Source organism: Hoeflea sp. (assembly GCF_984452065.1).
This window is the reverse complement of sequence record NZ_CFHWAF010000061.1, coordinates 1-26,261: the sequence shown is the minus strand read 5'-3', so window position 1 is coordinate 26,261 and position 26,261 is coordinate 1. Positions and strand designations below refer to the sequence as shown.

Below are 26,261 nucleotides of genomic sequence, written 5' to 3'. Positions count from 1 at the left end.
TGTCGCTGACGCTGGCGGCCTTTGCCGTTGGCATCGTTGCGACCGTGATCATTCACTACTGGTCGCGGCAGCGCCAGATGAAGACCGGTCAACAGTTTCCCGTCCTTTGGACGGCGGCCGGGCTGATCATCGGCTTGCCGCTGGTCGTCTTTGTACTGACCGGGGCGCCGCTCGATTTCGAATATCCCGAAATGGGGCGCTTCAGGCCCACCGGCGGCATGACGATCGTTCCCGAGTTCATTGCGTTGCTGCTCGCGTTGGCCTCCTATACGGCGGCGTTTATCGCCGAAATCGTCAGGGCGGGTATTCTGGCCGTCAACAAGGGGCAGACCGAAGCATCGCACGCGCTGGGCCTGCGCAACGCACCGACGCTTCGGCTGGTGGTCATCCCGCAGGCGATGCGGGTGATCATTCCGCCGCTGACGAGCCAGTATCTGAACCTGACGAAAAACTCATCGCTGGCGGTGGCGATCGCCTATCCGGACCTGACTTCGGTGTTTGCCGGAACGGCGCTCAACCAGACCGGTCAGGCGGTGGAAATCCTCACCATGACGATGCTGACCTATCTGGCGCTTTCGCTGATCACGGCGGCATTCATGAACTGGTACAACGCCCGCATGGCGCTGGTGGAGAGGTAGGACGATGGCACAGACAGAAAAAGACGTCTCCGTCGCCTTCGTCCGAGGGGAAATGGTGGGCGCCTCGGCGGCTCCCGTCCGCGAAATCGGAGCGATCGCGTGGTTGCGCAGCAACCTGTTTTCGACCTGGTATTACACGCTGCTGACGCTGCTGGTTCTATACGCGCTGTATCTGGTGATACCGCCGCTTTTCAGGTTCGCTTTCGTCGATGCGGTCTGGACCGGGGCCGATCGTTCCGCGTGCACCACACTCGAGCAGGGCGGCGTTCAGCCTGACGGCTGGTTCGGCGCCTGCTGGACCTATGTCGGCGCCTATTTCAACCAGTTCATCTACGGGCGATATCCCGATGCGGAGCAGTGGCGGGTCAATATCGTCTATGTGATGCTGTTCGGTGGAATTGCTCCGCTGCTGATCCCGTCGGTCCCGTTCAAGGGTATCAACATCGTCTTCATGATCGTTGTCTTTCCGGTCGCCAGCTTCGTTCTGCTGACCGGCGGCAACCTGCACTATGGCGGGTTCCTGATCGCGGACATGTTTATCGGGAATGCCGGCGTTCAGTTCTGGATCGATTATGTGATCGTCACGCTTGTTCTGCTGGCAATCGGCTACGGCATCGCGCGCGGGACGGATTCCAGTCCGGACCCCATTGCCAAAGCCATCCTGGCAATCATGGGCGGTCTTGCGGCGGTTCTCGTGGTTTTCGCGATACCGTTTGGTCTGGAGACGGTCGAGACCGACCGGTGGGGCGGGCTGCTGGTCACGCTTGTGATCGCCGTCACCGGTATCGCCGTGTCGCTGCCGATCGGCATCGGGCTGGCGCTCGGACGGCGATCCAACATGCCGATCGTGAAGCTTTTCTCGGTGATCTTCATCGAGTTCTGGCGCGGCGTGCCGCTGATCACGGTCCTGTTCATGGCGTCGGTGATGCTGCCGCTGTTCCTGCCGGAGGGCACCCATTTCGACAAGCTGCTGAGGGCGCTGGTCGGCGTCGCCATGTTCGCGGCCGCCTATATGGCGGAAGTGGTGCGCGGCGGCCTGCAGGCCATCCCCAAAGGACAGTATGAAGGCGCCATGGCGCTGGGACTGGGCTTCTGGCAGATGATGCGGATGATCATCCTGCCGCAGGCGCTCACGCTGGTCATTCCGGGTATCGTCAATACCTTCATCGGCCTTTTCAAGGATACGACGCTGGTTCTGATTATCGGTCTGTTCGATTTCCTCGGGCAGATCCAGGCGAGCTTCACCGATCCGAAATGGGCATCGCCCGGGCAATCCCTGACGGGGTACCTGTTCGCGGCATTTGTCTATTTCTGGTTCTGTTTCGGCATGTCGAGCTACTCGCAATACATGGAACGCCGGCTCGATACCAGCCACAAATCATAAATCAGGGGAATAGAAATGTCTGAAGAGGCAATTCACGAAGTAGACCGGTCAAAGATGACGGTGTCCGATACGGATGTCGCCGTCGAGATCACCGGAATGAACAAATGGTACGGCGATTTCCATGTTCTTCGCGACATCAACCTCAAGGTTATGCGTGGCGAGCGGATCGTCATCGCCGGCCCCTCCGGATCGGGCAAGTCAACCATGATCCGCTGCATCAACCGTCTGGAGGAACACCAGCAGGGCAAGATCGTGGTCGACGGTATCGAACTGACCAACGATCTGAAAAAGATCGACGAGGTGCGCCGTGAGGTCGGCATGGTGTTCCAGCACTTCAATCTCTTTCCGCATCTGACGATCATCGAAAACTGCACGCTGGCGCCGATCTGGGTCCGCAAGATGCCGAAGAAGGAGGCCGAGGATATTGCGATGCATTTCCTTGAGCGGGTGAAGATACCCGAACAGGCGCACAAATATCCCGGACAGTTGTCAGGCGGTCAGCAACAGCGCGTCGCGATTGCCCGCTCGCTGTGCATGAACCCGCGGATCATGCTGTTCGACGAACCCACTTCCGCGCTGGACCCGGAGATGATCAAGGAGGTGCTCGACACGATGGTCGGGCTCGCCGAGGAAGGCATGACCATGTTGTGTGTCACGCACGAGATGGGCTTTGCGCGCCAGGTGGCGAACCGCGTCATCTTCATGGATCAGGGCCAGATCGTCGAACAGAACGAGCCGGGCGAATTCTTCGACAATCCGCAGCACGAGCGCACCAAGCTGTTCCTCAGTCAGATCCTGCATTAGAGCGGGCTTGCTCTAGGTGTTTTGCGGTTTGCTCACTGCGGCGACGGCGTCATAGCCGTAAAGCCAGTCAAAATCGGCCAGAATCCCGTCGCGTGACCTCAGCGACAGGATGAGATCGCGCGCCATGCGCACCGGGCCCGCGGCCTGATAGGTGAATTTGTTGAAATCGCCGCGCTTGCGGACCCTGGCGATGCGTGGTGTCCTGACGGCACTGAACGTGTCGAGGGCCTTTGTCATATTGCCGTCGGCGACGGCCAGGCATTCGGCGAGTGCGCAGGCATCCTCGATCGCCATGCCCGCGCCCTGTGCCGCGTGCGGTGTCAGGGCATGGGCCGCATCGCCGATCAGCACGGTTTTCGCTCCGGCGCTGAAGACCGTTTGCCTGACTTCAAACAAAGGCCATCGTCTCCATGCGATGTCTGGAAGCCAGGCGCGCAAGCCCTCGTCCCAACCCCTGAAATTCTCAAGCAGGGTGGCCGGGTCCGCGGACAGATCCCATTCCTGGCTGTCGATTTTTCCGGGGGTTATGGCGACGACATTGACCGTGCCGCGGCGTCCGAGCGGATAGAGCACCAGGTGCGACCCGGGCGCGAGAAAGGCGGTGACCGCCGGGCCGTTGTCGGCACCGGAGAGATTTCCGGCCTCGCTGACGCCGCGCCAGGCGACCGTTCCGGAGAACGAGGCCGGACTGGGGGTCGGTGCGATCTTTCTTGTCGAGGACCATACACCGTCGGCTCCGACAATCAGCGCCGGCTCCCCGCCGACAATGTCGCTGATTTGCGCGAAGAGTTCTTCTTCCGTCTCCGCCGCCACATGCTTGCCCATGTGCAGGTCAATGTTGTTCTTGTCCGCGACTGCCGACGCCAGCATGTTTTGAAGGTCGGCGCGGTGGGCGACACCGTAGGGCGCGTGCCAGCGGTCGCGTGCCGCTTCGCCGAACGGCAATTCACAAAGAAGACGCCGGTCGAGCCCGGAACAAAGCGCCAGCGTTTGCGGCTCTACGATGACGTCGGGCAGGTCGCCGGCCAGCCCCAGACCGATGAGAAGCCTTGTAACGTTCGGTGAAAGCTGCAATCCGGCGCCGACTTCGGCCAGTGTTTCGCAGCTTTCGACAATGTCGACAAAATAGCCGCGCTGCGAAAGAGCAAGTGCGGCAGTCAGACCGGCAATGCCTGCGCCGATAACGGCAATTCCTGGTTGCATCGTGTCGCCGTGATTAATAGGTCAGTCCGCTGTTTCCGGAAGCGTATCCCGACGGATTTTACTCAGCATTTCTCTGTCTTGCATGCCGCTCTCCAGATGCGTTCGGTCCGTGAAAAAGACTAGACTGCTTCGACTTTGAACGTGCAGTTTGTGGGATTGGTTTCATTCGGGCCCAGATCGGCGTTGAACCGATAAAGCGTTGAGCAGTAGGGACAAATGATCTCGTTGTCATCACCCATGTCGAGGAATTCATGAGGGTGATCGAATGGCGCATTCGCACCGACACACATAAATTCCCGAACGCCGATCTCGATCGAGGGGTGTCCGGCGTCATTGTGGAAATGCGGGATGGGCTGCCCGGCCATTTCAAATCTCCAAGATCAGACATTTTTTCAATCCATATACGCATGGTTGTCAAATGTGTAGAGGAAATAGCGGTTGATACGCCGCATTTCCAAATCGGGATTAAGGAACTCTCATTATTTTGGATAAATGAGGCTGCGCCAAGAGACCGGCGACTTGGCCACGCCGAAAAGAACGGGTTCGGGCTCCTTTTCGCTTTCGTTTCGACCGGCGCTTGAAAGCGCTGTTGAGAAATGTTCAAGATTGTCATATCTCACTGGTCCGGACTGCAATACTGGAGCCGCGGAATGGATTTTGACCGCCTGCCAATGGAAGAATTCGAGAATGACGGGGTGCGTATCGCTTTTCTCGATACCGGCCCGCGCGACGGTTTTCCCGTCCTGCTCATTCATGGTTTCGCGTCGACGGCCCATGTGAACTGGGTCCATACCGGTTGGGTCAGAGTTCTCGCGGAAGCGGGCCACAGGGTGATCGCGCTCGACAACCGGGGTCATGGCGGCAGCGACAAGCTCCACAATCCCGCCTTCTATACGCCCGAGTTGATGGCGTCCGACGGGATGGCGCTGCTCGATCATCTCGGTATCGGTGAGGCGCATGTGATGGGGTATTCCATGGGAGCCCGGCTGAGCGCGTTTCTCGCCTTGCAGGCGCCCGATACTGCGCGCTCGCTGGTCTTCGGCGGCCTTGGTTCGGGCATGATCGACGGTGTCGGCGATTGGGGGCCGGTGGCCAGGGCACTGCTTGCCCCATCGATAGAAGAGGTGAGCGACGAGACGGGCCGGGCGTTCCGCGCCTTCGCCGACCAGACGAAATCGGACCGGATCGCGCTGGCGGCATGTATCGAATCGTCACGCACCCTGGTGCGGCCCGAGCAGTTGCAAAGGCTGACCATGCCGACGCTCGTGGCTGTCGGCAGCAAGGACAGCATTGCCGGATCGGCGCAGCAGCTTGCTGCACGCATGCCGCACGCCCGATCGTTCGAAATTTCCGGCAAGGACCACATGCTTGCCGTCGGCGACAAGACCTACAAGGCCGAAGTGATCGCGTTTTACAGGGAGGCGGAAGCCTGATGAGTGAGGTTGCGGCATCGCAGGCGGCAGACGGGGCGGTTACACGCGACTATGAGGGTGCGCGCGGCAACCGGTTGACGGCAAGCGTTTACCAGGCCGACGGCCCGCCGGTCCTGTTCTTCCACGGCGGCGGGCAGACGCGGCATGCGTGGGATACGACGGCGCGTGCCTTGCAGGCCGCCGGCCGCACCGCGATCGCCGTCGACCAGCGCGGCCACGGCGATAGTGAATGGGTTGCCGACAAGGCTTATGCTTTTGAAGATTTCGCCGCCGATGTCGCCGCGGTCGCGGGCAAAATACGCGGCGACTACGGCTTCAGGCCGATTGTCATCGGGGCGTCGCTTGGGGGCATATCATCGCTGTCGGCGCAGTTCGAGTCCGGTCAGGATCTGTTCGAGGCGATCGTGCTTGTCGACGTCACGCCGCGGATGCGCAGGGATGGCGTCGACCGGATTCTGGGTTTCATGTCGGACCGCATGCAGGAGGGGTTTGTGTCCCTGGAGGAAGCCGCCGACTCGATCGCGGCATACCTTCCCAACCGAAGCCGCCCGAAATCACTTTCGGGGCTGTCGAAGAACCTGCGCCTCGGCGATGACGGACGATATCGCTGGCATTGGGACCCGGCATTCATCAACGGCCCGCGGCCGGTCAGATCAGGGCGGGAGCACCCTGAGGACTATCGTCTGGAGGCCGCCAGGGCGCTGACGATCCCCACATTGCTTGTGCGCGGACGCCAGTCGGAACTTGTATCGGAAGAACATGCCGAGGAGTTCCTGCAGCTTGTGCCGCATGCGCAACTGGCTGATGTGTCCGGCGCCGGGCACATGGTCGCGGGCGACCGGAACGACATCTTCCAGGCCGCCATCCTGGAGTTCCTCGATACACTTTGACGGAATGCATCTTCTATTTGCCGGAGAAGTCCGGCTGCCGCTTTTCGCGGAATGCCGTTCGTCCTTCCTGGTAGTCGAGGCTGGAAAAGGTGGATTGCGCGATATCCTCGGCGAGCGCGCGGTCGCCGGCGCTGCCGCTGAGCGCGGCGCGTATGGAGGCCTTGGAGGCGCGGTTTGACAGCGGTGCGTTGGCGCAGATCCGGGCGACAAGTTCCATCGTGTCCGACTGCAGATCGGCAAGGCCGCAGACCGAGAACAACAGGCCCGCCGCATGGGCCTCGCGCGCCGTCATGCGGCGGCCAGTGTAAAGCAGCATGCGTGCCGTTTGCGGCCCGACCGCCTCGACAATGTCGCTCATGGCGTCGACCGGATAGGCGAGGCCCAGCCGTCCCGCCGGCACCGCCAAAAGCGCGTCATTGCTTGCGACACGTATATCCGCCGCCGCCGCCAGACCGAAGGCGCCGCCGAAACACACGCCGTTGATCATCGCGATCACAGGCACCGGACACTGCCGCACGGCGCGAAAACTCTGCGCGTTCGATTGTTCGTACTCTTCCGCGGCAGTGCGTTCCTCCCTCAAGCGGTCGAACTCGGTGATGTCGGCTCCGGCGGAGAAATCCGCTCCGCCTTCGCCCCGCATCACCACGCTTCTGATGTCGCCTTGCGCGCACAGCCAGTCGAGCGCCTGCGGGATTGCACGCCACATGTCGTAGGTGATGGCGTTTTTTCGCCGCGGTCGATTGAGCGTCAGAAAACCGATGTGATCGTCGGTGGACGCGATGAGGGATTCGCCGACGAAGGTGTGCCTTGATTTCATCAAAAAGTTATCCATTTCAATCTGAATACATCTGGCATATCTTTACCGAATGTTGTTTCAGGTGCGATAGAGATTATTCGGTCAGTACCGAATGGAATTACGCCCGGTGGGGCCGTCGCTGGAGGAAGGTATTATGGCTGTTGGCAAAGCCGTTGGCGCCAAACAGGTCAAGATCATGGATCCCATATGGGAGGCCATCCGGACCGAGGCCGAGCAGGCGGTCGAGAACGATCCGGTGCTTGCCACCTATCATTACTCGACAATTCTGAATTTCCGCTCGCTCGAGGATGCGGTCATACACCGGGTGTGCGAGCGGCTCGATCACCCCGATATGCCGACCAACCTTCTCAGGCAGACCTTCGAGGAGATGCTTGCCGACTGGCCGGAATGGAGTTCGGTGCTGCGCGTCGACGTTCAGGCGGTCTACGATCGTGATCCGGCCTGCGGGCGTTTCATCGAGCCGGTTCTTTATTTCAAGGGGTTCCATGCCATCCAGGCGCACCGCCTGGCGCATTGGCTGTGGGAGCAGGGGCGCACCGACTATGCGCTTTACCTGCAGAGCCGTTCGTCCGAGGTGTTCCAGACCGACATCCACCCGGGCGTGCGGATGGGCAAGGGGATCTTCCTCGATCATGCGACCGGCCTCGTCGTCGGCGGCACCGCCGTTATCGAAGACGACGTGTCGATCCTGCAGGGCGTGACGCTCGGCGGGACCGGAAAGGAACAGGGCGACCGGCACCCGAAGGTCCGCCATGGCGTGTTGATCGGCGCCGGAGCCAAGGTGCTTGGAAACGTCGAAATCGGCCGCTGCTCGCGTATCGCGTCGGGGTCCGTGGTGCTTAAACCGGTGCCCGAGGCCACAACGGTTGCCGGAGTGCCGGCGCGGGTTGTCGGCCAGGCCGGCTGCAAGGAGCCGGCGCGTTCAATGGACCAGACCCTGAACGACTGATCTGGAGTGGCCGGCAAATCCGCTTCTTGTGGAAATGGCGGGAATTGCTGCTGGGGGCTTTACAGGGCTCTCCAAGCCATGCATGACACCCTCAAATGGCACCAATACGGAGAGCGACTTGAAGCCCGAAGAACTGCGTAAGCTTGATTCCTACTTCAAACGGACGTTCAATCCTCAGATGCAGGTGCGGGCACGGCCGCGCAAGGACGATTCAGCCGAGGTCTATATCGGCGACGAGTTTCTGGGTGTGCTGTTCAGGGACGATGAAGACGGGGACCTGTCCTTCAATTTCTCCATGGCGATCCTGGATATCGACCTGGACGATCACTGATCGACGAATGGTGCTGCGCGGTCAAAGGCAACCGGGACGCCTTTTCGGGCGGCCGGAACGTCCGTGCTTTCGGCAAGCGCGTCCTTCACAAATGATGTGATGGAGTGATCGAGGTTTTTCCACTCGGAGAGCAGCCGGTGTGAAAACCGGTAGGTCAGCGTCAGGTCAGGCCCGATATTGACGTCGCGCATGCAGGTGCGTGCGCCTTCGGGAAGGCCGTCCTGCTTGAGGCAGCGCACCACGAATGTCGGCTGACCCGGGCGGTCTCCGACATAGAGCATTTCCCCGGCATAGCGGGTGTTGACGCCGAACTCGTACGCGGCCAGACCGTGCCCGCCCGATCTTTCGCGATCCGTGGTCAGGCGGCTGTAAACGGATGTCAGGCGTTCGGACATGTCCAGCGGCATGGCGCGGCCCGACATGGTCAGAAAAACCAGCCTGTGCGCCTTTCCCGACCCGTTGAAGATGGACCGGTCGGCGTGTGAGTAACCGGTAAGATCCGGCCATGAGACATAGGCCTCAATTCGTTCATAGGCGCCGTCGATGCGCTGGTTCTTGAAACGGATCGTGTTGGCCGGCAACTCCATCTGCCGATCGCCGATGCGAAGCGCAACGGGTGCCGTTTCGGTGCTGAAGCCGGCGGTCACCATGCGTTGACCCATCCAGCGCCCGCCGATGCTCAGCAGCACGGTCAGAACACCAAGGACCGCGACGCAGATCAGGATCTTGCGTATCAGCCCCGGCGATATAAGCGGTTCGTACTCGCCGGGCGGCGTTGACGGGTTTGTCTGATTCATGAATAGAGGTCCGGTCGCTCCTATTCGCGTGTGCAAGGTCACACGCTTACGATGATCATTCAGGACTATGGTTAAGGGGCGGTAAATTCAGGCGCCGCACATCGCCTTTCATATTGGAGCAAGAGGTCAAAATGCCGCTTTACAGTCTCGGAGACGACAGTCCGTCATTGCCCGACGGCTTTCACTGGATCGCCGACAGCGCAATCCTGATCGGCAAGGTCACGATCGCAACCGATGTCGGGGTCTGGTTCGGCAGCGTCCTGCGCGGCGACAACGAACCGATCGTCGTCGGCGAGGGCACCAACATCCAGGAAAACTGCGTGCTGCACACGGATATGGGGTTTGCGCTGACCATCGGCGCCGGCTGCACGATCGGCCACAAGGCGATGCTGCATGGCTGCACGATCGGCGACAACAGTCTTGTCGGAATGGGGGCGACCGTGCTCAACGGCGCGCGGATCGGGAAAAACTGCCTGATCGGTGCGGGAGCGCTGGTGACCGAAGGCAAGGAGATACCGGACAACACCCTGGTGGTGGGTTCACCCGGCAAACCGGTTCGCCAGCTTGATGAAAAGGCGGTCGAGATGTTGCGCTGGTCGGCCAGCCACTATGTGGAGAATGCCCGCCGCTTTGCCGATGGACTAAGGCGCATCGATCCTTGAAGAAAAGGGGTGGGAGCCGACTTGCGCCGGCTCCCAAGGCCAGGGTCTGAGACGGGAAGGGTGGGGACTGACCGTGGCCTTAACTTGTAACGCATCCCGCGTTGTTGCGTATCTATCCTTGAGCGTGCCCGTTTCACGCCCGGTTTTCAGTTGCTTCGGACGCTGCCAACCGATGTCGACTGGCCGTGCTCAATGGTTTTCCAGCGCCCTGAGTGATGCGAAGACTGGCGCTTGAGATAGGTGTATTCCGTCTCCGACCACAGCAGCACCTTGTTGCGCATATTGTCGAGAATGTAGTCGCCCAGATCGGTGCGCACCGTCAGCACCGCATGGCCGGATCCGTCCGGCTGGCGAACAACCGTGATCAGCAGGTCCGACGGCTTGAAGCCCGCATCCATCAGCATCTGACGCTTCAGGAGAACGTAATCCTCGCAATCGCCGACAGACTGCGGATAGGTCCAGTGCTCCTCGACACCGAAGATTTCCATATCAGTGCGCGGTTCGATCGCCTGGTTGACCGCGTGGTTTATGTTGATCATCTTCTGCCAGGCATTCTCGGTCAGCTTCATCGGACGCGAGCTGCGCGAGCGCTGGCTGCATTCGCGCGGGTTGCTCTGGCAGAACCTGTAATGCCCGATCGGCTGACTCGTCAGCCCGGCGGTCGTCATATTCGCCGGGCTTGCCTGTGCCTGAAAGGACAGGATCAAAGCTGCGCCGATCAGCGCGGATCCAAAAAACGTTGCGGTTTTCATGTCGTGACTCCCCGTCTATTTTGGGGCATCATGACATCTATGTTTTTAGATCGCGCAAATATTACCAGTATAAATCAGTACAAACTTTCTTATATTTAAATCTTATATTGAATAAAATAAGTATAAATATTGATTCAAATTTTAATGGATTACGGTGTGTACGCATAAACGATTGGAAGTGGATGACCGTTTTCGGCGAAGCCGCCGCGGCCGGCCAATCGACTGCGCAGGTCGGCAGAGCGGACATCCAAGAACCAGTTGCGAATGGCAGCGAAGAGTGTATTGACCACAATACTCTCAAGACCTTAGCTTGCTGTAGTGCAATCGGAGGAACGCGATCATGCCCATAGAAACGTATTTGATCTATTTGGCAGCAGTAGCCGTGTTCTTCGCTACACCGCCCGACACCAGTCAGCTTCTCATCATATCGAACAGCGTTAGATATGGGCTGAGGCGCAGCGCATACACCATTGCAGGAGATTTGGCTGCCAACAGCTTGCAAATGACTGGTGCGGCATTCGGTCTTGCTGCAATCATCACGACCTCTGCGAATGCGTTCATTTGGATAAAATGGCTCGGCGTTGCCTATTTGGTCTGGATTGGTCTTCAATTCGTTTTCTCGAAAGATCAACCGAATGATGTTGCCGCCACTTCATCTGCCCAATCGTATCGCTTGTTCCGTCAGGGCTTCGTGACTTCCATGGCGAATCCATTTGCCGTCGTCTTTTTCGGTGCGCTCTTTCCCCAATTTATCGACCCGACACTGCCGGTGCTCCCTCAACTGCTCATCTTGGGTGTTACATACTTGGTGGTAGATGGAGCGATTTTGCTGCTCTGGGGATGGCTTGGAGTCCGTGCGGCCTCGGCGCTAAAGCGGTTCTCCCTTGGCTTGGTGAACAAGGTTTGCGGCACACTTATGATCGGCGCAGCGGCGTTGCTGGCGAGCAAAGACTTTCAGCCGCAACGTTAGTAGCGGGATCGCATTGCCGACATTCGTGCATTGCGCAGCATCAATGAGTTTGCGCTCCAAGCGGTCGGTCAACCTTGCGGATTAGGTCAGCGTATCGGGGGCAAAGCGGACATTGAACTTTGGCATATGGCCCTTACACCACTTGCTGCAACAGGTTCGTCCGATGGTGCTGCGCAGGCGTCCGGGATCGTATCCTGGCTTCCATCTCGCATCGGGACGATGCTGACGTTCAAATGATCGACAGCACCATTGTCCGCGCCCATCGGCACGCGAGTTGCACACAGGATAGCGTCGGCGAAGGCTTTCGACGTTCGCATGGAGGTCTGACCACTGAAATCCATGCCGTGATTGACGCAAACGGCTGCCGCTGCTTGCTGCTAATCGGCGGGGAGAGTGCGCGCGCTCGCCTGCATCGCGCCGGTCGTCCCGGCGCGGTCAGCACGCTTAGATAACGATACCGGTGGCTGTGAACCGCTCAAGCCACCGCGCTGGCTGCAGCGGTCGGCGACGTAAACGCGGTTGGCAAGTTTGAAAGTGCCCGCCCGCCGGGTCTTATCCATGGGGAGCGAGGCTCAGATAAAGTTCTCGAGGGATTCCGGCGGCTGGATCGTGGCAAACTCTATGGCGATGCCGTCATCGAAATGCCGGACGACGCGGGCGCGCATGGTACCGAGAATGACCTGCGTCCCCATCTCGGGGCGAATCTCCAGCTCGAGCGCTGCGCCCGACATCGACAAATCAACGATGCGGCAGGGATATGTATCGCCATCGGCGAGCCGGATTTCGGCATTCGGATTGCGCGGGACGATACGTTCGTGCCGCCGGTCCTCGGGCAGGCCGAGTTCGTTTCGGTTGGCGAACCAGGTCAATTGGGCGGCGAGCTTATGGCGTTTGCGGTCCGGAGCGCTGACTGCCATGCGGAATCCGTCGTCGAGGAGTTCGGTGATCTTGCCCTCGATCCGGCCGATATGATCGATATAGGAAACGATCCGTTCCTCGAGCCGGGGCAGGGCCGAGCACTTGAACTGGACTTCGCCGGGAGACATCTCAACCGCAACGCACTCATATTCGGTGAAATCGGCACACATCAGCCGCCCGTGAAGATTGACCACGACATTTTGATAGGCCGTATCTTCATCAGGCTCCATGGCGAGCGATTGTGCCGATCCTCGAGCAAAGTGCATGTGGTAGGGTCCGTTCCTTAAAAATGTGCCTTCACAATAGGATGTTCTGGTTAACAAGCGGTAATCAGGCAGCCGCTCATTTTTATGGAATTTGCAGCGCCGAATCGCGGTGGCGGGATTTGCATGACGGCCGCTGCCGGGGCTTTCTCAAATCGCCGCGGTTAAGGTTAACGGATGGTTTAGATTGCCGATCGTGTGCGATCATGGCAAAGATGGACCATCACATTAAAGGTTGTTCCAAAACAACCGTTCAGCACCAAGTCGTGGTGGGGTGGGCCCGACCAGAGCCGTTTGACAGCGATGTCAAACGGCTTCTTTTTTGCCTGCTTGCGGTGTGGTAAGCAGGCGCCTCAACATCTTCAGGAGGCCCAATGACCGCGCAGCGTCAGCATGAGGAATCGGGTGGGGCGGGATATGGCGGTCCCGGGGCTCGGCAGCCGGTGTTCAACCTGCCGTCCGTGATCGTCTGGGTGCTTGGGGTCATGTGGCTGGTGCAGCTCGTGCGCGATTTTCTGCTGACCGGCTTCCGGAACGTTCAGGTCGTGGTAGAGGGCGGCTTCATCCCGATCCGCTATTCGATAGGCTTCGCCGACCAAAGCCTGGCATGGCTTTGGACGCCTTTGACCTATTCGCTGCTGCATGGCGGATTTGCCCACATCATCGTCAACTCCATATGGCTGATGGCGTTCGGGGCCGTTGTCGCGCGGCGGATCGGAACGGTCCGATTCCTTGTTTTCTGGCTGTTTTCCGCGATTGCGGCCGCCGGACTTTACTGGCTGGCCAATCAGGGCAGCAACGTGCCCATGATCGGCGCCTCCGGCGTTGTTTCCGGGTTGATGGGCGCCGCCGCCCGCTTCGCATTTCCCATGAACGGACGGTTTAACCGGACCGAAGCGCATCTGCTGCCGCGCCTGAGCCTTTTGCAGGCGATGAGCAACAGGACAGTCCTGATCTATGTCGCGGTCTGGTTTGCGATCAACGCGCTCGCCGCGTTCGGATTTGCCGCAGGGGCGGGCGAAGGCGCGCAAATTGCGTGGGAAGCGCATATCGGCGGTTTTGTCTTCGGTTTCCTGCTTTTTCCGCTGTTCGATGTCGAGCAGCGCAGCTGACCGCACCGAATTCCGGTCTTTGACGGTCGCTGGCATACGGCTTGCAATTCACATTCAGTGCGCGCACCATATCCCCTTGGTATGCAAAGCGCGCGGTCACAACTCGTCGTGGAGGCGCGCTTGGCGGTGTAGGGCGCGAGAAGGAGGTCACGATGACAGTCAAGGCTATTTTGGAGCAGAAGGGGCGGGATGTCTTTACCGTAAGGCCGGACATTACCGTCGCGGAAGCCGGCAGGCAGCTGTCGACGCACAAGATCGGCGCAATCGTGGTGGTAGACAATGCGGAGAAGATCTGCGGAATTGTATCGGAGCGGGATATTGTGCGCAGCATTGCGGAAAAAGGACCGGGGGTGCTGGACGATGCCGTTTCAACCGTTATGACGTCGAATGTGAAGGTTTGCAGCGAGGATAATTCGGTCAATCATCTCATGGAAATGATGACGCGGGGACGCTTTCGGCACCTTCCCGTGGAGGTTGACGGAAAGATTGGCGGCATCGTGTCCATCGGTGACGTTGTGCGCATGAAAATCGAGCAGGTGGAACGGGAGGCCGAAGAGATAAAGGCTTATATTGCAAGCTGATATCCCGGTTTCTTCGTTGTCGTTCGTAAGGCGGGCCCCCGGCGTCCGCCTTTCGTTTGCCTCCTTTTGCCGAAGGTTCCTCAGTTGTTCAAGACGGACCGTATCGCGTCCGCGTTTGCCTTCAGAACGTCCGGGTCTTCCATGGTGGTGGCCGGGGCCCCGAGTTTCACCCCGTCAAAACGCGGGATGACATGGACATGAAGGTGGAACACGACCTGACCGCCTGCCGGCTCGTTGAATTGCTGGATGGTCACGCCATCCGCATCGAACGCTTTCATGACCGCGCGCGACAGCGTCTGGACGCTGATCATCACATGGGCGAGATCGCCGGCTTCGACGTCAAGGATATTGCGCGCGCGCGCCTTGGGTATCACCAGGCAGTGACCCTTGCCGCGGGGCATGATGTCCATAAAGGCAAAGGTGTTGTCGTCCTCGTAGATCTTGTGACACGGCATCGAGCCGGCCAGTATCTTGGCGAAAACATTCTCGTCGTCATAGGCAGGGGTCTCGGTCATATGGATCCTCGCTGAAGCTGAAGCGGCGCAGGCAACGATTGCCCCGCCCGCATGCCCGCGTCAAGCATTGCGTTCCGGACAAACCGCTCGCCCGGTTGAAAAGCCTTGATCCGCGATGAAGATATTGGCGAAGATGGGCTTTCACGCGGATTGCGCATCGCCGTCGGCGGCGGGAACGGGCGGGTTGCGACAGGATCAGACAGGAGATGGGCATGGCATCGAAGAAAAATGTTTGTGAGGTTCTGTTGGACAGTCTGCATGCCGCGGGCGCGCGTCAGATATTCGGCGTCACCGGCGATGCGCTCAATCCGCTGCTTGAGGCAATTCGGGGTGACGAACGCTTTGACTGGATCACGGTACGCCACGAGGAAAACGCGGCCTACGCCGCCTACAGCCAGGCGGCGCTCACCGGCGCGATCGGCGTGTGCGCCGGAACCGTCGGGCCCGGCGCGCTGCACCTGATCAACGGGCTTTACAACGCCAAACGCGAACGGGTGGGCGTTGTCGCGCTGACCGGCCAGATCGGCCACAAGGAGCGCAGCACCGAATACCATCAGGAAGTCAACCTGGAAAAGATGTTCGACGATGTCTGTGCCTTTCAGGCGGTGATCAACGCGCCCGAACAGATGCCGCGCCTGGCGCAGATAGCGATCCAGCGTGCGCTTGTGGCGCGAGACGTGGTGCGCATCGAACTGCCCATCGACGTGACGGAGGAGCCGGTGCCCAATCTGCGCCGGCATTATCACATGGTCACAGAAGCATCGGCCGTTGTTCCGCCGTCATCCGAGATCGAGAGGGCGGCGGATGTCATCAACAAGGGCAAGAAAGTGGCGTTCTTCTGCGGGGCGGGCTGCCGCGAGGCCAAGGAGATGATCATCGATCTGGCAAAGCGCGTCCAGGCCCCGGTGGTGCACACGCTCAAAGGCAAGGACATATTCGATTACGACGACGGACCGGTCGTCGGAATGACCGGGCTGATCGGAAATCCTGGCGGCTACCATGCCGTCAGGGATTGCGATGTGCTTGTCATGCTGGGAACGGACTTTCCCTATGAGTGGTTCCTTCCCGACGGTCCGCAGATCATTCAGGTCGATTGCCGGGTCGAGAATGTCGGTCGCCGGGCCGCCGTGACGGCCGGCCTGGTCGGCACGGTGAAGGAAACGCTCGAACAGCTTGTGCCGCTGGTGGACGGCAAGAGCGACGACAGCTTTCTCAAGACGCAGCTCAAACGCGCCGGCAAATGGCTTGAAAGCATGGACAAGCAGGGGGCGCTGGACAATGACGGCGAGCCTTTGCATCCGCAGCTCTTTGCAAAGGCGATTTCCGACCATGCATCCAGCGATGCCGTCATCGCAGCCGATGTCGGTCTCAGCACGGTCTGGATTGCCCGGCAGATGCGGCTGAAGAACGGGCGCCGCCTGGTGGGCTCTTTCAACCACGGTTCTCTCGGCTCCGGTCTGCCGTCCGGTCTCGGCGCCATCGCGACCGACCCGAAACGACAGGTCTGGGCCCTGTGCGGCGACGGCGGGTTCGGCATGGCGATGCAGGATTTCGTGACCGCCGCGCGCTACGGATGGCCGCTCAAGGTCATCGTCTTCAACAACAGCGAATTGGGGTTCGTGAAGATGGAGATGGAGGTCGGCGGTTATGCCTACAACGCCGAAGCCACACATCTCGTCAATCCGGACTTTGCCGCCTATGCAAAATCATGCGGCGGCGACGGCGTGCGCGTCGAGAAAGCCAAGGATATCCTGCCGGCGATCCAGGCCGCGATCGAATCGGACAAACCGTTTCTGATCGACGCGATCGTCACCGCAGGCGAACTGGTCATGCCGCCGCATGTCTCCGTCGAGCAGGCCTGGGGATTTGGCATGGTCAAGATCAAGGAAGGCATTCTTGGGCTCAAGGGCGATCACACCCAATGGGACAACTGGAAGGAGGAAATCAAGGCGACACTGTGATCGTTACTGGATTGTAACGGATGCTCGAATTCCGTGAAGAGATGCGTTAACAATTGCTTATCGAATCCGGTTAGGATTTGGTCAGGATTGGGGCCTATCATTGGCAACAGGGTTTTGACGGGTACGACATTGCCCGGTTCGGATTGGTGCAGCGTTCCGGAAACTGGCTGTGATGCCTCCTCCGGGTCTGAAATCGTGCATTGCCGCAACCGTGTCCGGTAAATGCCGTCTTGAGTGAGGAAGGGTATCGCAGGCCGGCCGTGGCTCGTTCATTGGGGCTTCATTGCATTGAAGCCGTGGTTTACCAAGCGCTGCGTCAACTCTGCCTGCGGAAGGGTCCATGAACGGCGATCGGCGCTCCTTGACCGCAATAAGGGTAACGGCGTTCAGCCTCGCTGCGGCGTTGCTGATGGTCACGCTGTCGCCGGGTCCGGCAGAAGCGTTCAAGATATTCGGGATCAGGCTCTGGGGCAGCGAGGAAACTCAGGAAGCCGCCGAGGAGGTGCCCGATGCCGTGCCCTACGAGGTGCATCTGAGTGTTGACAATGATGCTGAACTGGGAGAGCTGCTCAACTCCATTTCGCTTCTGGTCACAAAGGAGGAAACGCCTCCGTCGGGGACGGTCGGCCTTCTGACACGCGCGAAGAACGACAAAAGGCGCCTTGTCGCGGCGCTCTATTCGCAAGCCCTTTATGGCGGTACCGTCGATATTCTGATCGACGGCACACCCTTCGAGAACGTTCCCATCGACACGGTGCTCAACCGTGGCGCGCCCGCGGCCGTTGCCATCGATGTCGACAGCGGACCGGTCTTTACCTTTGCCCGGGCCGATGCGCAAACGACGACCGGCGAGGCGATTGACCTTGCCGAATTCGGGGTCGTTGCCGGCGAGCCGGCAAAATCGGATGCGGTCGTCAATGCCGAGAGCCGGCTGGTGACGGTCTGGCGGGACGACGGCTATGCCTTCGCCAGGATTGCCGGCCGGGACATGATCGCCGATCACCGCGACCGGACATTGAAAGTGGATTTGCGGCTGCGGCCCGGGCCGCTTGCGGTCTTCGGCCCGGTCACGGTTTCGGGTGCTGAAAACGTGGATTCAGACTTCATCATCGAGCAGGCCGACATACCGGCAGGCGCTGTCTATGATCCGAAACGGCTTGCCGATGCAAGCAAGCGGCTGCGTGGCCTCGGCGTCTTCGACAGTGTCGTCATCATCGAAGCCGAAGAGCCCGGACCGGACGATTCCGTGTCCATCTCGATCGAGGTCAGCGAGCGAAAACCGCGGACCGTGGGTGTCGGCGTGACGGCGGCAACACAGGACGGTCTGGGAACGGAAGCCTTCTGGACCCACCGCAATCCTTTCGGGCGCGCCGAGCAATTGCGCATTGAAGGCGCGGTTTCCGGTATCGGCAGGTCGAATTTCTCAACCTCGCTTGACTATCATGTTGCCGCTACGTTCACCAAGCCGGGTGTCTGGGGACCGACGACGTCTTTCAAGTCCAGGCTTGAAGCCCAGTATCAGGACACGGACGCGTTCAAGAAACACTCCTTCAGCGGCAGCGCCGGGCTGGAGCGGGCATTCAGCGACCGGTTGACGGGGACGGCCTATCTGGAGGTCGAATATGCGCGGTTCAGTGATACAACCGGTCCCACCGCAAGCGTGCTGGTGTCGGCGCCCCTGGAATTGATACGCGATACCCGCGACGACAGGCTCAACCCCACCACCGGCTACAGGGCTCTTCTGTCGGCTGAGCCGACCTTTGATATCCACAACAGCGACAGTTTCTTCAAGACGCGGGGCGGGCTCAACGCCTATCGCGCGCTCAACGACTCCGGAACGCTGGTTCTTGCGGGCAGGGTGCTGGTCGGGTCCATTCTGGGCGCGCGCCTCACGGAGGTGCCGGCTGACCGGCGCTTCTATTCGGGCGGCGGCGGATCCATACGCGGTTACGAGTTTCAGTCCGCCGGTCCGCGTTCCGGCGGCCAGCCGACGGGCGGTTTGTCGCTGATCGAGACATCCGTCGAGGCGCGCCTGCGGGTGACCGGCAATATCGGCCTTGCCGCGTTTGTCGACAGCGGCGGGGCGTTTACGTCGTCAACGCCGGGACAGGGCGGAGACTGGTTTACAGGTGCCGGTGCCGGCGTTCGTTACCTGACACCGGTCGGCCCCTTGCGCCTGGATTTCGGCGTGCCGCTGAACAAAATCAGCGGCGATCCGGATTTCGGCTTTTATCTCGGGCTCGGCCAGGCGTTTTAGGTCTGCCCTGTCAATGCGCTATAATGAGATGGCGAATCCATGAGTGAACAGCTACGATGAAGAGCGTCATCCGCATCCTATCTGTCCTCGCCGGCGCCATTGTCGTGCTGATCCTGTGCGCTCTGGCGCTTATCGGCACGGGCCCGGGGCTTTCCATGACGGCCTCGATCATCGGTTCGCTTGCCAGCGGGCAGGGACGAACGGTCGTCGTTTCCGACCTTTCAGGGTTGATGAGCGGAACCCCCAATATCGGGAGGCTGACGGTCGCCGATACGTCCGGAATTTGGCTGATTGCCGACGATATTCAGGCCGATGTCTCGATTGGCCAACTGATGACGGGGACGGTTGACGTCGGTCGGCTGGGCGTCACGGAGCTTTCGGTCGAGCGGCGGCCGGTTGCCGTAAGACAAGACGATTTGTCCAGTTCCGGACCGCCCGGGCTGCCGGCGCTCAGCATTATCGTCGACAATGTTTTCGTGCGCGCCATCAACCTTGCCGAGCCGGTCCTCGGCGAAAAAGCCACGCTGCAACTGACCGGCAATGTGCTGCTGAGGGACGCCCCGGTGGATCTGACCGGGATGCTCGACCTTTTACGCATCGACGGCACAGCGGGTGACGTCTCGGCGCAGTGGAAGGTGTCGCCGGAAGCAAACGAGCTGGACCTGAAGCTCACCGCCAGCGAACCGTCGGACGGGCTGCTTGCCCGGGCACTTGATATCCATGGCCTGCCCGCGGTGGATGTCGATGTTGCGGGCAGCGGCCCGCTGGACGGATGGAACGGCACGCTTGCGGTCAGTCTCGACGGGGAGAAAACCGTGGAAGGCAACGTTTCCCTCTCCGTCAGCGCGGAGCGGCAGGCCATCGAGGGGACGCTCAAGGGATATCTCGCACGGCTGATGCCGCAGCAGGTCGCTCCGCTTTTCGCCGGCGATACCAGCATCGCTCTCGATGTCGAACGCGACAGCGCCAACACGATTCGTATCGACAGGCTGTCGGCAAAGTCGGCGCTTTTGTCGGTTAAGGCATCCGGCCAGGTGCTGGCCGATGCCGATACGGTGGATCTTCGCGCCGACGTCACCTTTGGCGAAGAGGATGCGCTGGTGGCCTTTTCGCTTGGCGGCGACCGCACCGTCGATATCGGACAGGTGGCGGTGCGATCGAGTCTCAAAGGAAGTCTTGAGCAGGCCGAGTGGGTTCTTGACGGCTCCCTGCGGTCAGTGAGCGCGGGCGACCTTTCCGTCGACGATGCGACAATTTCCGGACGCTCATCGAATGTCAATTTCCTTGATGGCAGCGGCGAGGCGCGTCTGGATCTGGCCGCCAAGGCGCTCACGACCGGTCAGGACATGGTCGACACCCTCCTTTCCGGAGCGGTTGACGCCTCGGCGGATGCGGCGTTCGAGGGCATGCGTATAGCCATTTCGCGGCTCGACCTGAAAGCCTCCGGCATTGACGCCAGTGCAAGCGGGAATGCCGATATCACGGAGGGATCATTTGATCTGAAGACGAAGGCGCAGATGCGCCTGCCGGCAAATGACCGGCTTGTCGCACTCTTCGGCCAGGCGGACGTGGCGGTTTCAGCACAGGTCGCGCAATCGGACGATCGGGCGCTCACCGTGACCAATCTGAGCCTGCTCAGCAAGAACCTGGAAGCCAATGGAGACGGTAAGCTTGACAATGGTTCGGTCGAATTCGGCGTGCAGGCGTCGCTGATGGACCTTTCGGGACTGAGGGAAGGGCTGGAGGGCGGCTTCAATTTCGATCTCGACATTTCCGGCTCACAGGATGCGCCCGACTTTGATCTCAAGGCGCAGGGGGTCGACATCTCGGTGCTCGGGAAACCGCTGGAGGGACTTTCGATCATCGCCAGCGGCGTCGCGTCCGGCTCTCAGCCGACGGCAAGCCTCAAGGTGGACGGGCGCTATGAGGGACAGCCGGTCAGCATTGCCGCGGGCGTCAAGACAGATGCGAACGGAGCGCCATTGGTCGAGACACTCGACCTGACCGTGCCGGGCGCCAGGGCCGTCGGCACGCTCAATACGGATACGGCGGGTCTCCTGACCGGGGCGCTGGACGTCAACGTCACCTCGCTTGCCGAACTCGGGCCCCTGTTGCTGCAGGAAGGTCTGTCCGGCGCGATGTCCGGCACGGTGACATTTGCCGGACTCAACGGCAAACAGTCGATGACGGCCGATTTCGAGGCCGGACAGTTCTCGACCGGTGCGGTTGCCGCATCGAACCTGTCTGTCCAGGCCTCGCTTGAGGACCTTTCCTTGCCGCGATCCGTCGAGGTTTCGGCGACCGCGGCAAGCCTTCGGATATCGGGGACGACAGCCTATGACGTGAAGGCAACCGCCAGGGGCGGCGGCGACCTGATCCCGTTCGCTGTTTCCGCCACGGTGTACGATGCGCCGCTGACGGTCGAAGGTGACGTGTCCTCCGTCAACGGAGCGACGACAATCGCGCTGTCAAAGGCGAACGCGACATTCCGCTCGGTGCCCGTGCGCCTGTCCAATCCGGTTTCGCTGACATTTTCCGAAGACGCCGCGCATGTGGAGACAGCGACACTCAAGATCGGCGGCGGCACCGTCGTTGTCAGCGGCAAGATGCAGGAGCAGCTCGCCTTCGACATCACCGTCAGTCAGTTTCCGACCGCCCTGTTTGAAACCATTGCGCCGACGGGCCTCGGTCAAAGCGGGACCTTGTCCGGAAACGCGACGGTGGCCGGCACTGCGGCAGACCCGACCGTCGATTACAATCTCGCCATCGCCGGATTTTCCGTGGAGGCGAGCCGCGGCGCGCGCATGCCGACACTGTCGGTCCAGTCCTCGGGCAATCTCGCCTCGAATACGCTCACAACCAAAACCCAGGTGCTTGGAAGCGGCGTGCAGTTCAATGTTGACGGAACCGTCGGCATTCAGGGGCAGCGTCCGATCAATCTGAAGGTGGACGGCACTGCGCCGCTGGAGCTTGCGACACTGCCGGCGGCCGATTCCGGCGTGCAGCTGGAGGGCACGGCGAAGGTCGCCATGACCGTCACCGGGACCGCCGCCAGCCCGGTCATCAACGGAACCGTCACGACGACGGACGCGGACTTTGTCGAATCCAACACCTCGCTCACCGTCCGCAACATCAACGCGACCGTTTCGTTTGACGGGCAGACCGCACGCATCGTCGAACTGACCGGCAGGCTCGGATCCAAGGGAACGGTTTCGATGGCCGGATCGGTCGGCACAAACCCGGCAAGCGGTCTTCCGGCCGACATTTCGATCAAGGTCAGCAACGGCACCTATACGAACAGCGAGATCGTGACTGCGCAGTTCGATGCCGATCTGACGATTGAAGGCGCGTTGTTGCGGTCCGGCGGAATTGGCGGATCGATTTCGCTGGAGCGCACCGATATCAGCATTCCGGACCGGCTGCCGGCCTCCATACCGTTTATCGATGTCAGGCATATCGGCGCTTCGCAGAGCGTTCTGAGACAGGCGCGCGAACTGGAGCCGCGCGATGTGCGAACGGGCGAAAATGCGTCCGCCGGAGGGCTTGTGCTTGATATCTCGGTCAGTTCGCCGGCGCGTATCTTCCTGCGCGGGCGGGGCATCGACGCGGAGTTCGGCGGGTCCGTCGACATTTCCGGCACGAGCCGCGCTCCGCGCGTGCGGGGCACGTTCTCGATGATCAGGGGCCGGATCGACATCCTGACGAAGCGGTTCGATTTCAGCAACGGATCGATCACCTTTGCCGGTGCTCTGGACCCGATCCTGAATTTCACGACGACGACGACCAGAGGCGGCACGTCCTATTCGATTGTGGTCACCGGCACGGCTTCACAGCCGGACATTTCCTTCGAGTCCTCGCCATCGCTTCCCGAGGACGAAATTCTGGCGAACCTGTTCTTCGGCAAGAACCTTTCCAACCTTTCAGCCGTTCAGATTGCGCAGCTTGCCAATGTGGTGGCCTCGCTTGGCGGGGCGAACAACCGGGGCGGAATTCTCGACCGGCTGCGCAGCTTCGGCGGGCTCGCCGATCTCGATATCAATACGGACGATGCCGATGGCGGCACGTCCATCGGGGTCGGGCGCTACCTGAACGACCGCACCTATATCAATGTGGAAAAAGGGCTGTCCGGCGGTTCGGGCCGCGTGACCATCGATCTGGACATCACCGACAGTCTGAAGGCGCGGGGCGAGGCGGATATGGACGGCAACTCAAAGGGCGGTCTGTTCTTCGAGCGCGATTATTAGCACGCACTATCCGTGACCGGTGACGGGGATTTTTCGCTGACCCGTTCTGAAATCCGGTCATAGACCCGGCGCGGGCCGCTGTATGCGTTATGCCACTCATAATCAGTTCCCCCTGCGCATGCATGCATATTTGCAGCAAACATGATACCATCGACAATTCTGCGGACGTTTAAAGGAAGCCGCTGGCGCGATGGCGTAAAAAGAGAGACGGGGAAGCACATGTCCATAAAACCTGCGCTAACAGAATTGCCCATAGGCACCGCTGACAGCGGTTTCTATAGAGGATTCAGTCACATCGTTACCATTTCCTCCAAGCTTGTCATTGGTGGGCTGGTTGTCTGGGCGATTGCTTTTCCCGATCAGGCCGGCGCTGTTCTCAACCGGATCAACGCCTTTATCCTGGCGTCTTTCGCATCCTGGTACATCTGGACGGTCGCGTTTTTCGTGTTGTGCTGCGTGGCGCTTTCCGTCTGGCCAACGGCAGGTCGATTGAAGCTCGGCAGGCCGGAGGATGAGCCGGAATTCTCGAATTTCTCCTGGTTTTCAATGATGTTCGGCGCCGGTATCGGGGTCGGCATGCTGACCTGGGCCGTGGCGGAGCCGGTCTACCACTGGAACAACAATCCGGAGGTGATCCAGGGGATCACCAATGGCGCCACCGCGGACAATATCCGCATGGCATATAAATGGTCGTTCCTCCATTGGGGGTTTGGTGCCTGGGCCTGTTATGCGATTGCCGGTCTGGCGCTGGGCTTCTTCGCCTACCGAAGAGGATTGCCGCTGACGATGCGGTCGTCGCTGACGCCGCTGTTCGGCGAAAGGCTGTCCGGCTCCCTCGGTCATATCGTCGATATCGTTGCCGTGGTCGCCACCATCCTCGGTGTCGCGCAGACATTGGGCTTCGGGGTTGAACAGTTTGTCGCCGGCCTCACCCGTGTCGGCATCACCGGGCTGACCAATGATGCCGGCAATGCCAACACGGCAGGCGTCATCGTTGCGATTCTCGTGATCATGGGCGCCTCGACGCTTTCGGCCCTGTCGGGTGTCGGCAGGGGCATCAAATGGCTTTCCAACATCAACATGGTTCTGAGCATCGCCCTGCTTGGATTCTTCCTTCTGTTCGGGTCGACCTTCTTTGGAATGAGGGCGCTGTTCCTCGGCCTGTGGGATTACCTGATCGCCATGCCCGACATGATGTTCCGGGTGTGGTCGGGTGACGAGAATCCTGACAGCGTCATCTCCAGGCTTGAAGCCTGGCAGGGCGGCTGGTCGGTCTTCTACTGGGCCTGGTGGATTGCGTTCGCGCCGTTTGTCGGCCTCTTCCTGGCGCGTATCTCCAAAGGGCGCACCATCAGGGAGTTCGTGCTTGGCGCGATGATCGTGCCTTCGCTGATGTGCTTCATCTGGTTCACATGGGCCGGCGGTACGGCGATCGACCTGGAACTGAACGGCGGCGCCAGCGGCCTGATCGCCAACGCCCCGGATGGCGACAAGATCTTCGCAATGGTCAATTACATGCTCATACCCGCGCTGGGCTGGGCGATGTCGCTGATGATCGTCGTTCTCCTGATGACCTATCTCGTCACCACGGCCGACTCAGCCGTGCTGATCGTCAACACGATCAATGCCGCCGGTGACGAAGGTCCGAAGGCCCGTCCGCACATCATCTTCTGGGGCGTTGCTCTTGGAGCGGTGGTGATGGCGCTCCTGCTGGTCGGCGGGCTCAAGGCGATCCAGACGGCCATGGTGATCGGTGCATTGCCGTTTTCGCTCGTCATGGTCCTGCAATGTATCTCGCTGGTGAAAGCGATCTACAATGACGGCCGGCGCGAAAAGGCCGGCATGGAGACCACGGTCCAACCGGCGGCCGAATAGATATCCTTTCCCCGCCCTTGAAAGGGTGGGGAGTCCGGCGGGTCAGCGACCGGCGGTCATCACGAATCCGGTGCTGTTGTTACAGGCCGGGAAACACTGTTGATCCGGAGATGGTGAGGCATCTGCCATCTGGCGAAGCCGCTCACGCATGGTGCGCTGTTCCAGGCCGATGCAGCCCCAGATGATGCCGAGCAGAACATAAAAATGCCGCCAGTGGTCCGTGTCGATGAATGTTCCGATCAGGACATGGCCGAGGAAAACGACATAGGCGCATACAAAAAAGGGCTGCCACGGCCGATTCCTGAGCAGGCATTTGAAGCCGACGGCGAGCGTCCAGACAATGAGCGTCAGATAGGATGCGAAGCCGAGCCAGCCATAGTCGAGAAGCGCCTTGAGCCAGATATTATGGGTGTCTTCGCGAAACATGGTGCCGAAGATGAGCGGACCGATGCCGAGCGGCTTGGTGAGCGCCACCTCAAGTCCCAGCCAGTAACGGTTGAAGCGGCCGAATTCACCGGCGTCATAGCTCTGAACGAGCTGCGCCCGTACCACAAAGAGGTCTGCGACCTGCTCGAACTGCAGGGCGATCAGAAGGGTGAGCGCGAGCACAAAAAAGCCGACGCATCCAAGCAGCAGCACCCGCAAACGAAAGGCCGTGGAGTTTTCCTTCAGCAGCATGATGAAAACGATGCCCAGCATGCAGAACGCATAAAGGCCCCAGGCGGCGCGTGAGAACGACAGGAAAATCGCCAGCGTCAGGATGGCGAGGGCCAGGATCCGGGGCGGCGATGCGGCAAGGCGTCCGATCAGTATCTGCTGCATCATGAAGCAGGCCGGCAGCACCAGAAACGGGCCGAATACGTTGGGGTCCTGGAAGACACCCATGGCCCTGCCGTATCTCAGGA

Annotated in this window: 23 protein-coding genes; 15 read left to right on the top strand and 8 right to left on the bottom strand. The window is 60.3% G+C overall.

What is annotated here, in order from left to right; all coding sequences use genetic code 11:
• The 3 genes from AC5E6N_RS13230 to AC5E6N_RS13220 form a co-directional block, all read left to right on the top strand.
• Positions 1–638: amino acid ABC transporter permease (locus AC5E6N_RS13230; RefSeq protein ID WP_491748248.1), on the top strand; the 638-nt coding region annotated here is incomplete at its 5' end.
• A 4-nt stretch (positions 639–642) separates the two neighbouring features.
• Entirely contained in the window at positions 643–2,022 is a 1,380-nt protein-coding gene (locus tag AC5E6N_RS13225) for an amino acid ABC transporter permease (protein WP_491748247.1), read from the top strand.
• Between the two features lie 15 nt (positions 2,023–2,037).
• On the top strand, positions 2,038–2,826 hold the full coding sequence (locus tag AC5E6N_RS13220; RefSeq protein ID WP_491748246.1) for an amino acid ABC transporter ATP-binding protein: 789 nt from the start codon (positions 2,038–2,040) through the stop codon (positions 2,824–2,826).
• Positions 2,827–2,838: 12 nt separating this feature from the next.
• Here the strand turns inward: AC5E6N_RS13220 and AC5E6N_RS13215 are convergent, their stop codons facing one another.
• Together AC5E6N_RS13215 and AC5E6N_RS13210 are read right to left on the bottom strand one after the other, a co-directional pair.
• Entirely contained in the window at positions 2,839–4,029 is a 1,191-nt protein-coding gene (locus AC5E6N_RS13215) for an FAD-dependent monooxygenase (protein WP_491748245.1), read from the bottom strand.
• A gap of 119 nt (positions 4,030–4,148) precedes the next feature.
• Positions 4,149–4,394, bottom strand: coding sequence for a zinc-finger domain-containing protein (locus AC5E6N_RS13210; protein WP_491748244.1), 246 nt, complete (start codon positions 4,392–4,394; stop codon positions 4,149–4,151).
• A 285-nt stretch (positions 4,395–4,679) separates the two neighbouring features.
• Here AC5E6N_RS13210 and AC5E6N_RS13205 point away from each other — a divergent pair, with 285 nt between their 5' ends.
• Both AC5E6N_RS13205 and AC5E6N_RS13200 read left to right on the top strand, forming a co-directional pair.
• Complete coding sequence (locus AC5E6N_RS13205) at positions 4,680–5,462, top strand: alpha/beta fold hydrolase (RefSeq protein WP_491748243.1); 783 nt, start codon at positions 4,680–4,682, stop codon at positions 5,460–5,462.
• Positions 5,462–6,352 (top strand): alpha/beta fold hydrolase, encoded by an 891-nt coding sequence (locus AC5E6N_RS13200; RefSeq protein WP_491748242.1) that lies wholly within the window; start codon positions 5,462–5,464, stop codon positions 6,350–6,352. Before AC5E6N_RS13205 ends, AC5E6N_RS13200 begins: the two co-directional genes overlap by 1 nt.
• 13 nt (positions 6,353–6,365) lie before the next feature.
• Here AC5E6N_RS13200 and AC5E6N_RS13195 read toward each other — a convergent pair whose 3' ends face one another.
• Positions 6,366–7,169, bottom strand: coding sequence for an enoyl-CoA hydratase-related protein (locus AC5E6N_RS13195; RefSeq protein WP_491748241.1), 804 nt, complete (start codon positions 7,167–7,169; stop codon positions 6,366–6,368).
• Between the two features lie 133 nt (positions 7,170–7,302).
• Between AC5E6N_RS13195 and cysE the strand changes: the two genes are divergently transcribed.
• A complete protein-coding gene (cysE, locus tag AC5E6N_RS13190; RefSeq protein WP_491748240.1) occupies positions 7,303–8,118 on the top strand; it encodes a serine O-acetyltransferase in 816 nt (271 codons plus the stop codon).
• Positions 8,119–8,236: 118 nt separating this feature from the next.
• Complete coding sequence (locus AC5E6N_RS13185) at positions 8,237–8,449, top strand: DUF3126 family protein (protein WP_491688989.1); 213 nt, start codon at positions 8,237–8,239, stop codon at positions 8,447–8,449.
• Here AC5E6N_RS13185 and AC5E6N_RS13180 read toward each other — a convergent pair.
• A complete protein-coding gene (locus AC5E6N_RS13180) occupies positions 8,443–9,246 on the bottom strand; it encodes a hypothetical protein (protein ID WP_491748239.1) in 804 nt (267 codons plus the stop codon). The two genes, AC5E6N_RS13185 and AC5E6N_RS13180, sit on opposite strands and share 7 nt — an antisense overlap.
• 131 nt (positions 9,247–9,377) lie before the next feature.
• On the opposite strand from AC5E6N_RS13180, the gene AC5E6N_RS13175 reads away from it, so the two are divergent.
• A complete protein-coding gene (locus AC5E6N_RS13175) occupies positions 9,378–9,908 on the top strand; it encodes a gamma carbonic anhydrase family protein (RefSeq protein ID WP_491748238.1) in 531 nt (176 codons plus the stop codon).
• A 146-nt stretch (positions 9,909–10,054) separates the two neighbouring features.
• Here the strand turns inward: AC5E6N_RS13175 and AC5E6N_RS13170 are convergent, their stop codons facing one another.
• Positions 10,055–10,660, bottom strand: coding sequence for a transglutaminase-like cysteine peptidase (locus AC5E6N_RS13170; RefSeq protein ID WP_491748237.1), 606 nt, complete (start codon positions 10,658–10,660; stop codon positions 10,055–10,057).
• A 340-nt stretch (positions 10,661–11,000) separates the two neighbouring features.
• Between AC5E6N_RS13170 and AC5E6N_RS13165 the strand changes: the two genes are divergently transcribed.
• Positions 11,001–11,630 carry a LysE family translocator gene (locus AC5E6N_RS13165; RefSeq protein ID WP_491748236.1) on the top strand — a complete coding sequence of 210 codons (630 nt, stop codon included), beginning with the start codon at positions 11,001–11,003 and terminating at the stop codon, positions 11,628–11,630.
• 572 nt (positions 11,631–12,202) lie between these two features.
• On the opposite strand, the gene AC5E6N_RS13160 is transcribed toward AC5E6N_RS13165, so the two are convergent.
• Positions 12,203–12,814 carry a PilZ domain-containing protein gene (locus AC5E6N_RS13160; protein ID WP_491688983.1) on the bottom strand — a complete coding sequence of 204 codons (612 nt, stop codon included), beginning with the start codon at positions 12,812–12,814 and terminating at the stop codon, positions 12,203–12,205.
• Positions 12,815–13,185: 371 nt separating this feature from the next.
• Here AC5E6N_RS13160 and AC5E6N_RS13155 point away from each other — a divergent pair, with 371 nt between their 5' ends.
• Together AC5E6N_RS13155 and AC5E6N_RS13150 are read left to right on the top strand one after the other, a co-directional pair.
• Positions 13,186–13,923: a rhomboid family intramembrane serine protease gene (locus AC5E6N_RS13155; protein ID WP_491748235.1), complete on the top strand. Its 738-nt coding sequence runs from the start codon at positions 13,186–13,188 to the stop codon at positions 13,921–13,923.
• A 152-nt stretch (positions 13,924–14,075) separates the two neighbouring features.
• Positions 14,076–14,504, top strand: a complete 429-nt coding sequence (locus AC5E6N_RS13150; RefSeq protein WP_491748249.1) for a CBS domain-containing protein — start codon at positions 14,076–14,078, stop codon at positions 14,502–14,504.
• A gap of 80 nt (positions 14,505–14,584) precedes the next feature.
• Here AC5E6N_RS13150 and AC5E6N_RS13145 read toward each other — a convergent pair whose 3' ends face one another.
• Positions 14,585–15,019 carry an HIT family protein gene (locus AC5E6N_RS13145; RefSeq protein WP_491748234.1) on the bottom strand — a complete coding sequence of 145 codons (435 nt, stop codon included), beginning with the start codon at positions 15,017–15,019 and terminating at the stop codon, positions 14,585–14,587.
• A gap of 212 nt (positions 15,020–15,231) precedes the next feature.
• On the opposite strand from AC5E6N_RS13145, the gene AC5E6N_RS13140 reads away from it, so the two are divergent.
• From AC5E6N_RS13140 to AC5E6N_RS13125, 4 genes are all read left to right on the top strand, one after another.
• Positions 15,232–16,980, top strand: coding sequence for a thiamine pyrophosphate-dependent enzyme (locus tag AC5E6N_RS13140; RefSeq protein WP_491748233.1), 1,749 nt, complete (start codon positions 15,232–15,234; stop codon positions 16,978–16,980).
• Positions 16,981–17,320: 340 nt separating this feature from the next.
• Positions 17,321–19,237 carry an autotransporter assembly complex protein TamA gene (locus tag AC5E6N_RS13135; RefSeq protein WP_491748232.1) on the top strand — a complete coding sequence of 639 codons (1,917 nt, stop codon included), beginning with the start codon at positions 17,321–17,323 and terminating at the stop codon, positions 19,235–19,237.
• Positions 19,238–19,293: 56 nt separating this feature from the next.
• Positions 19,294–23,481, top strand: a complete 4,188-nt coding sequence (locus AC5E6N_RS13130; RefSeq protein ID WP_491748231.1) for a translocation/assembly module TamB domain-containing protein — start codon at positions 19,294–19,296, stop codon at positions 23,479–23,481.
• 219 nt (positions 23,482–23,700) lie between these two features.
• Complete coding sequence (locus tag AC5E6N_RS13125) at positions 23,701–25,356, top strand: BCCT family transporter (protein WP_491748230.1); 1,656 nt, start codon at positions 23,701–23,703, stop codon at positions 25,354–25,356.
• A gap of 42 nt (positions 25,357–25,398) precedes the next feature.
• Here AC5E6N_RS13125 and AC5E6N_RS13120 read toward each other — a convergent pair.
• The coding region (locus AC5E6N_RS13120; protein WP_491748229.1) for an O-antigen ligase family protein at positions 25,399–26,261 on the bottom strand (863 nt) is incomplete at its 5' end.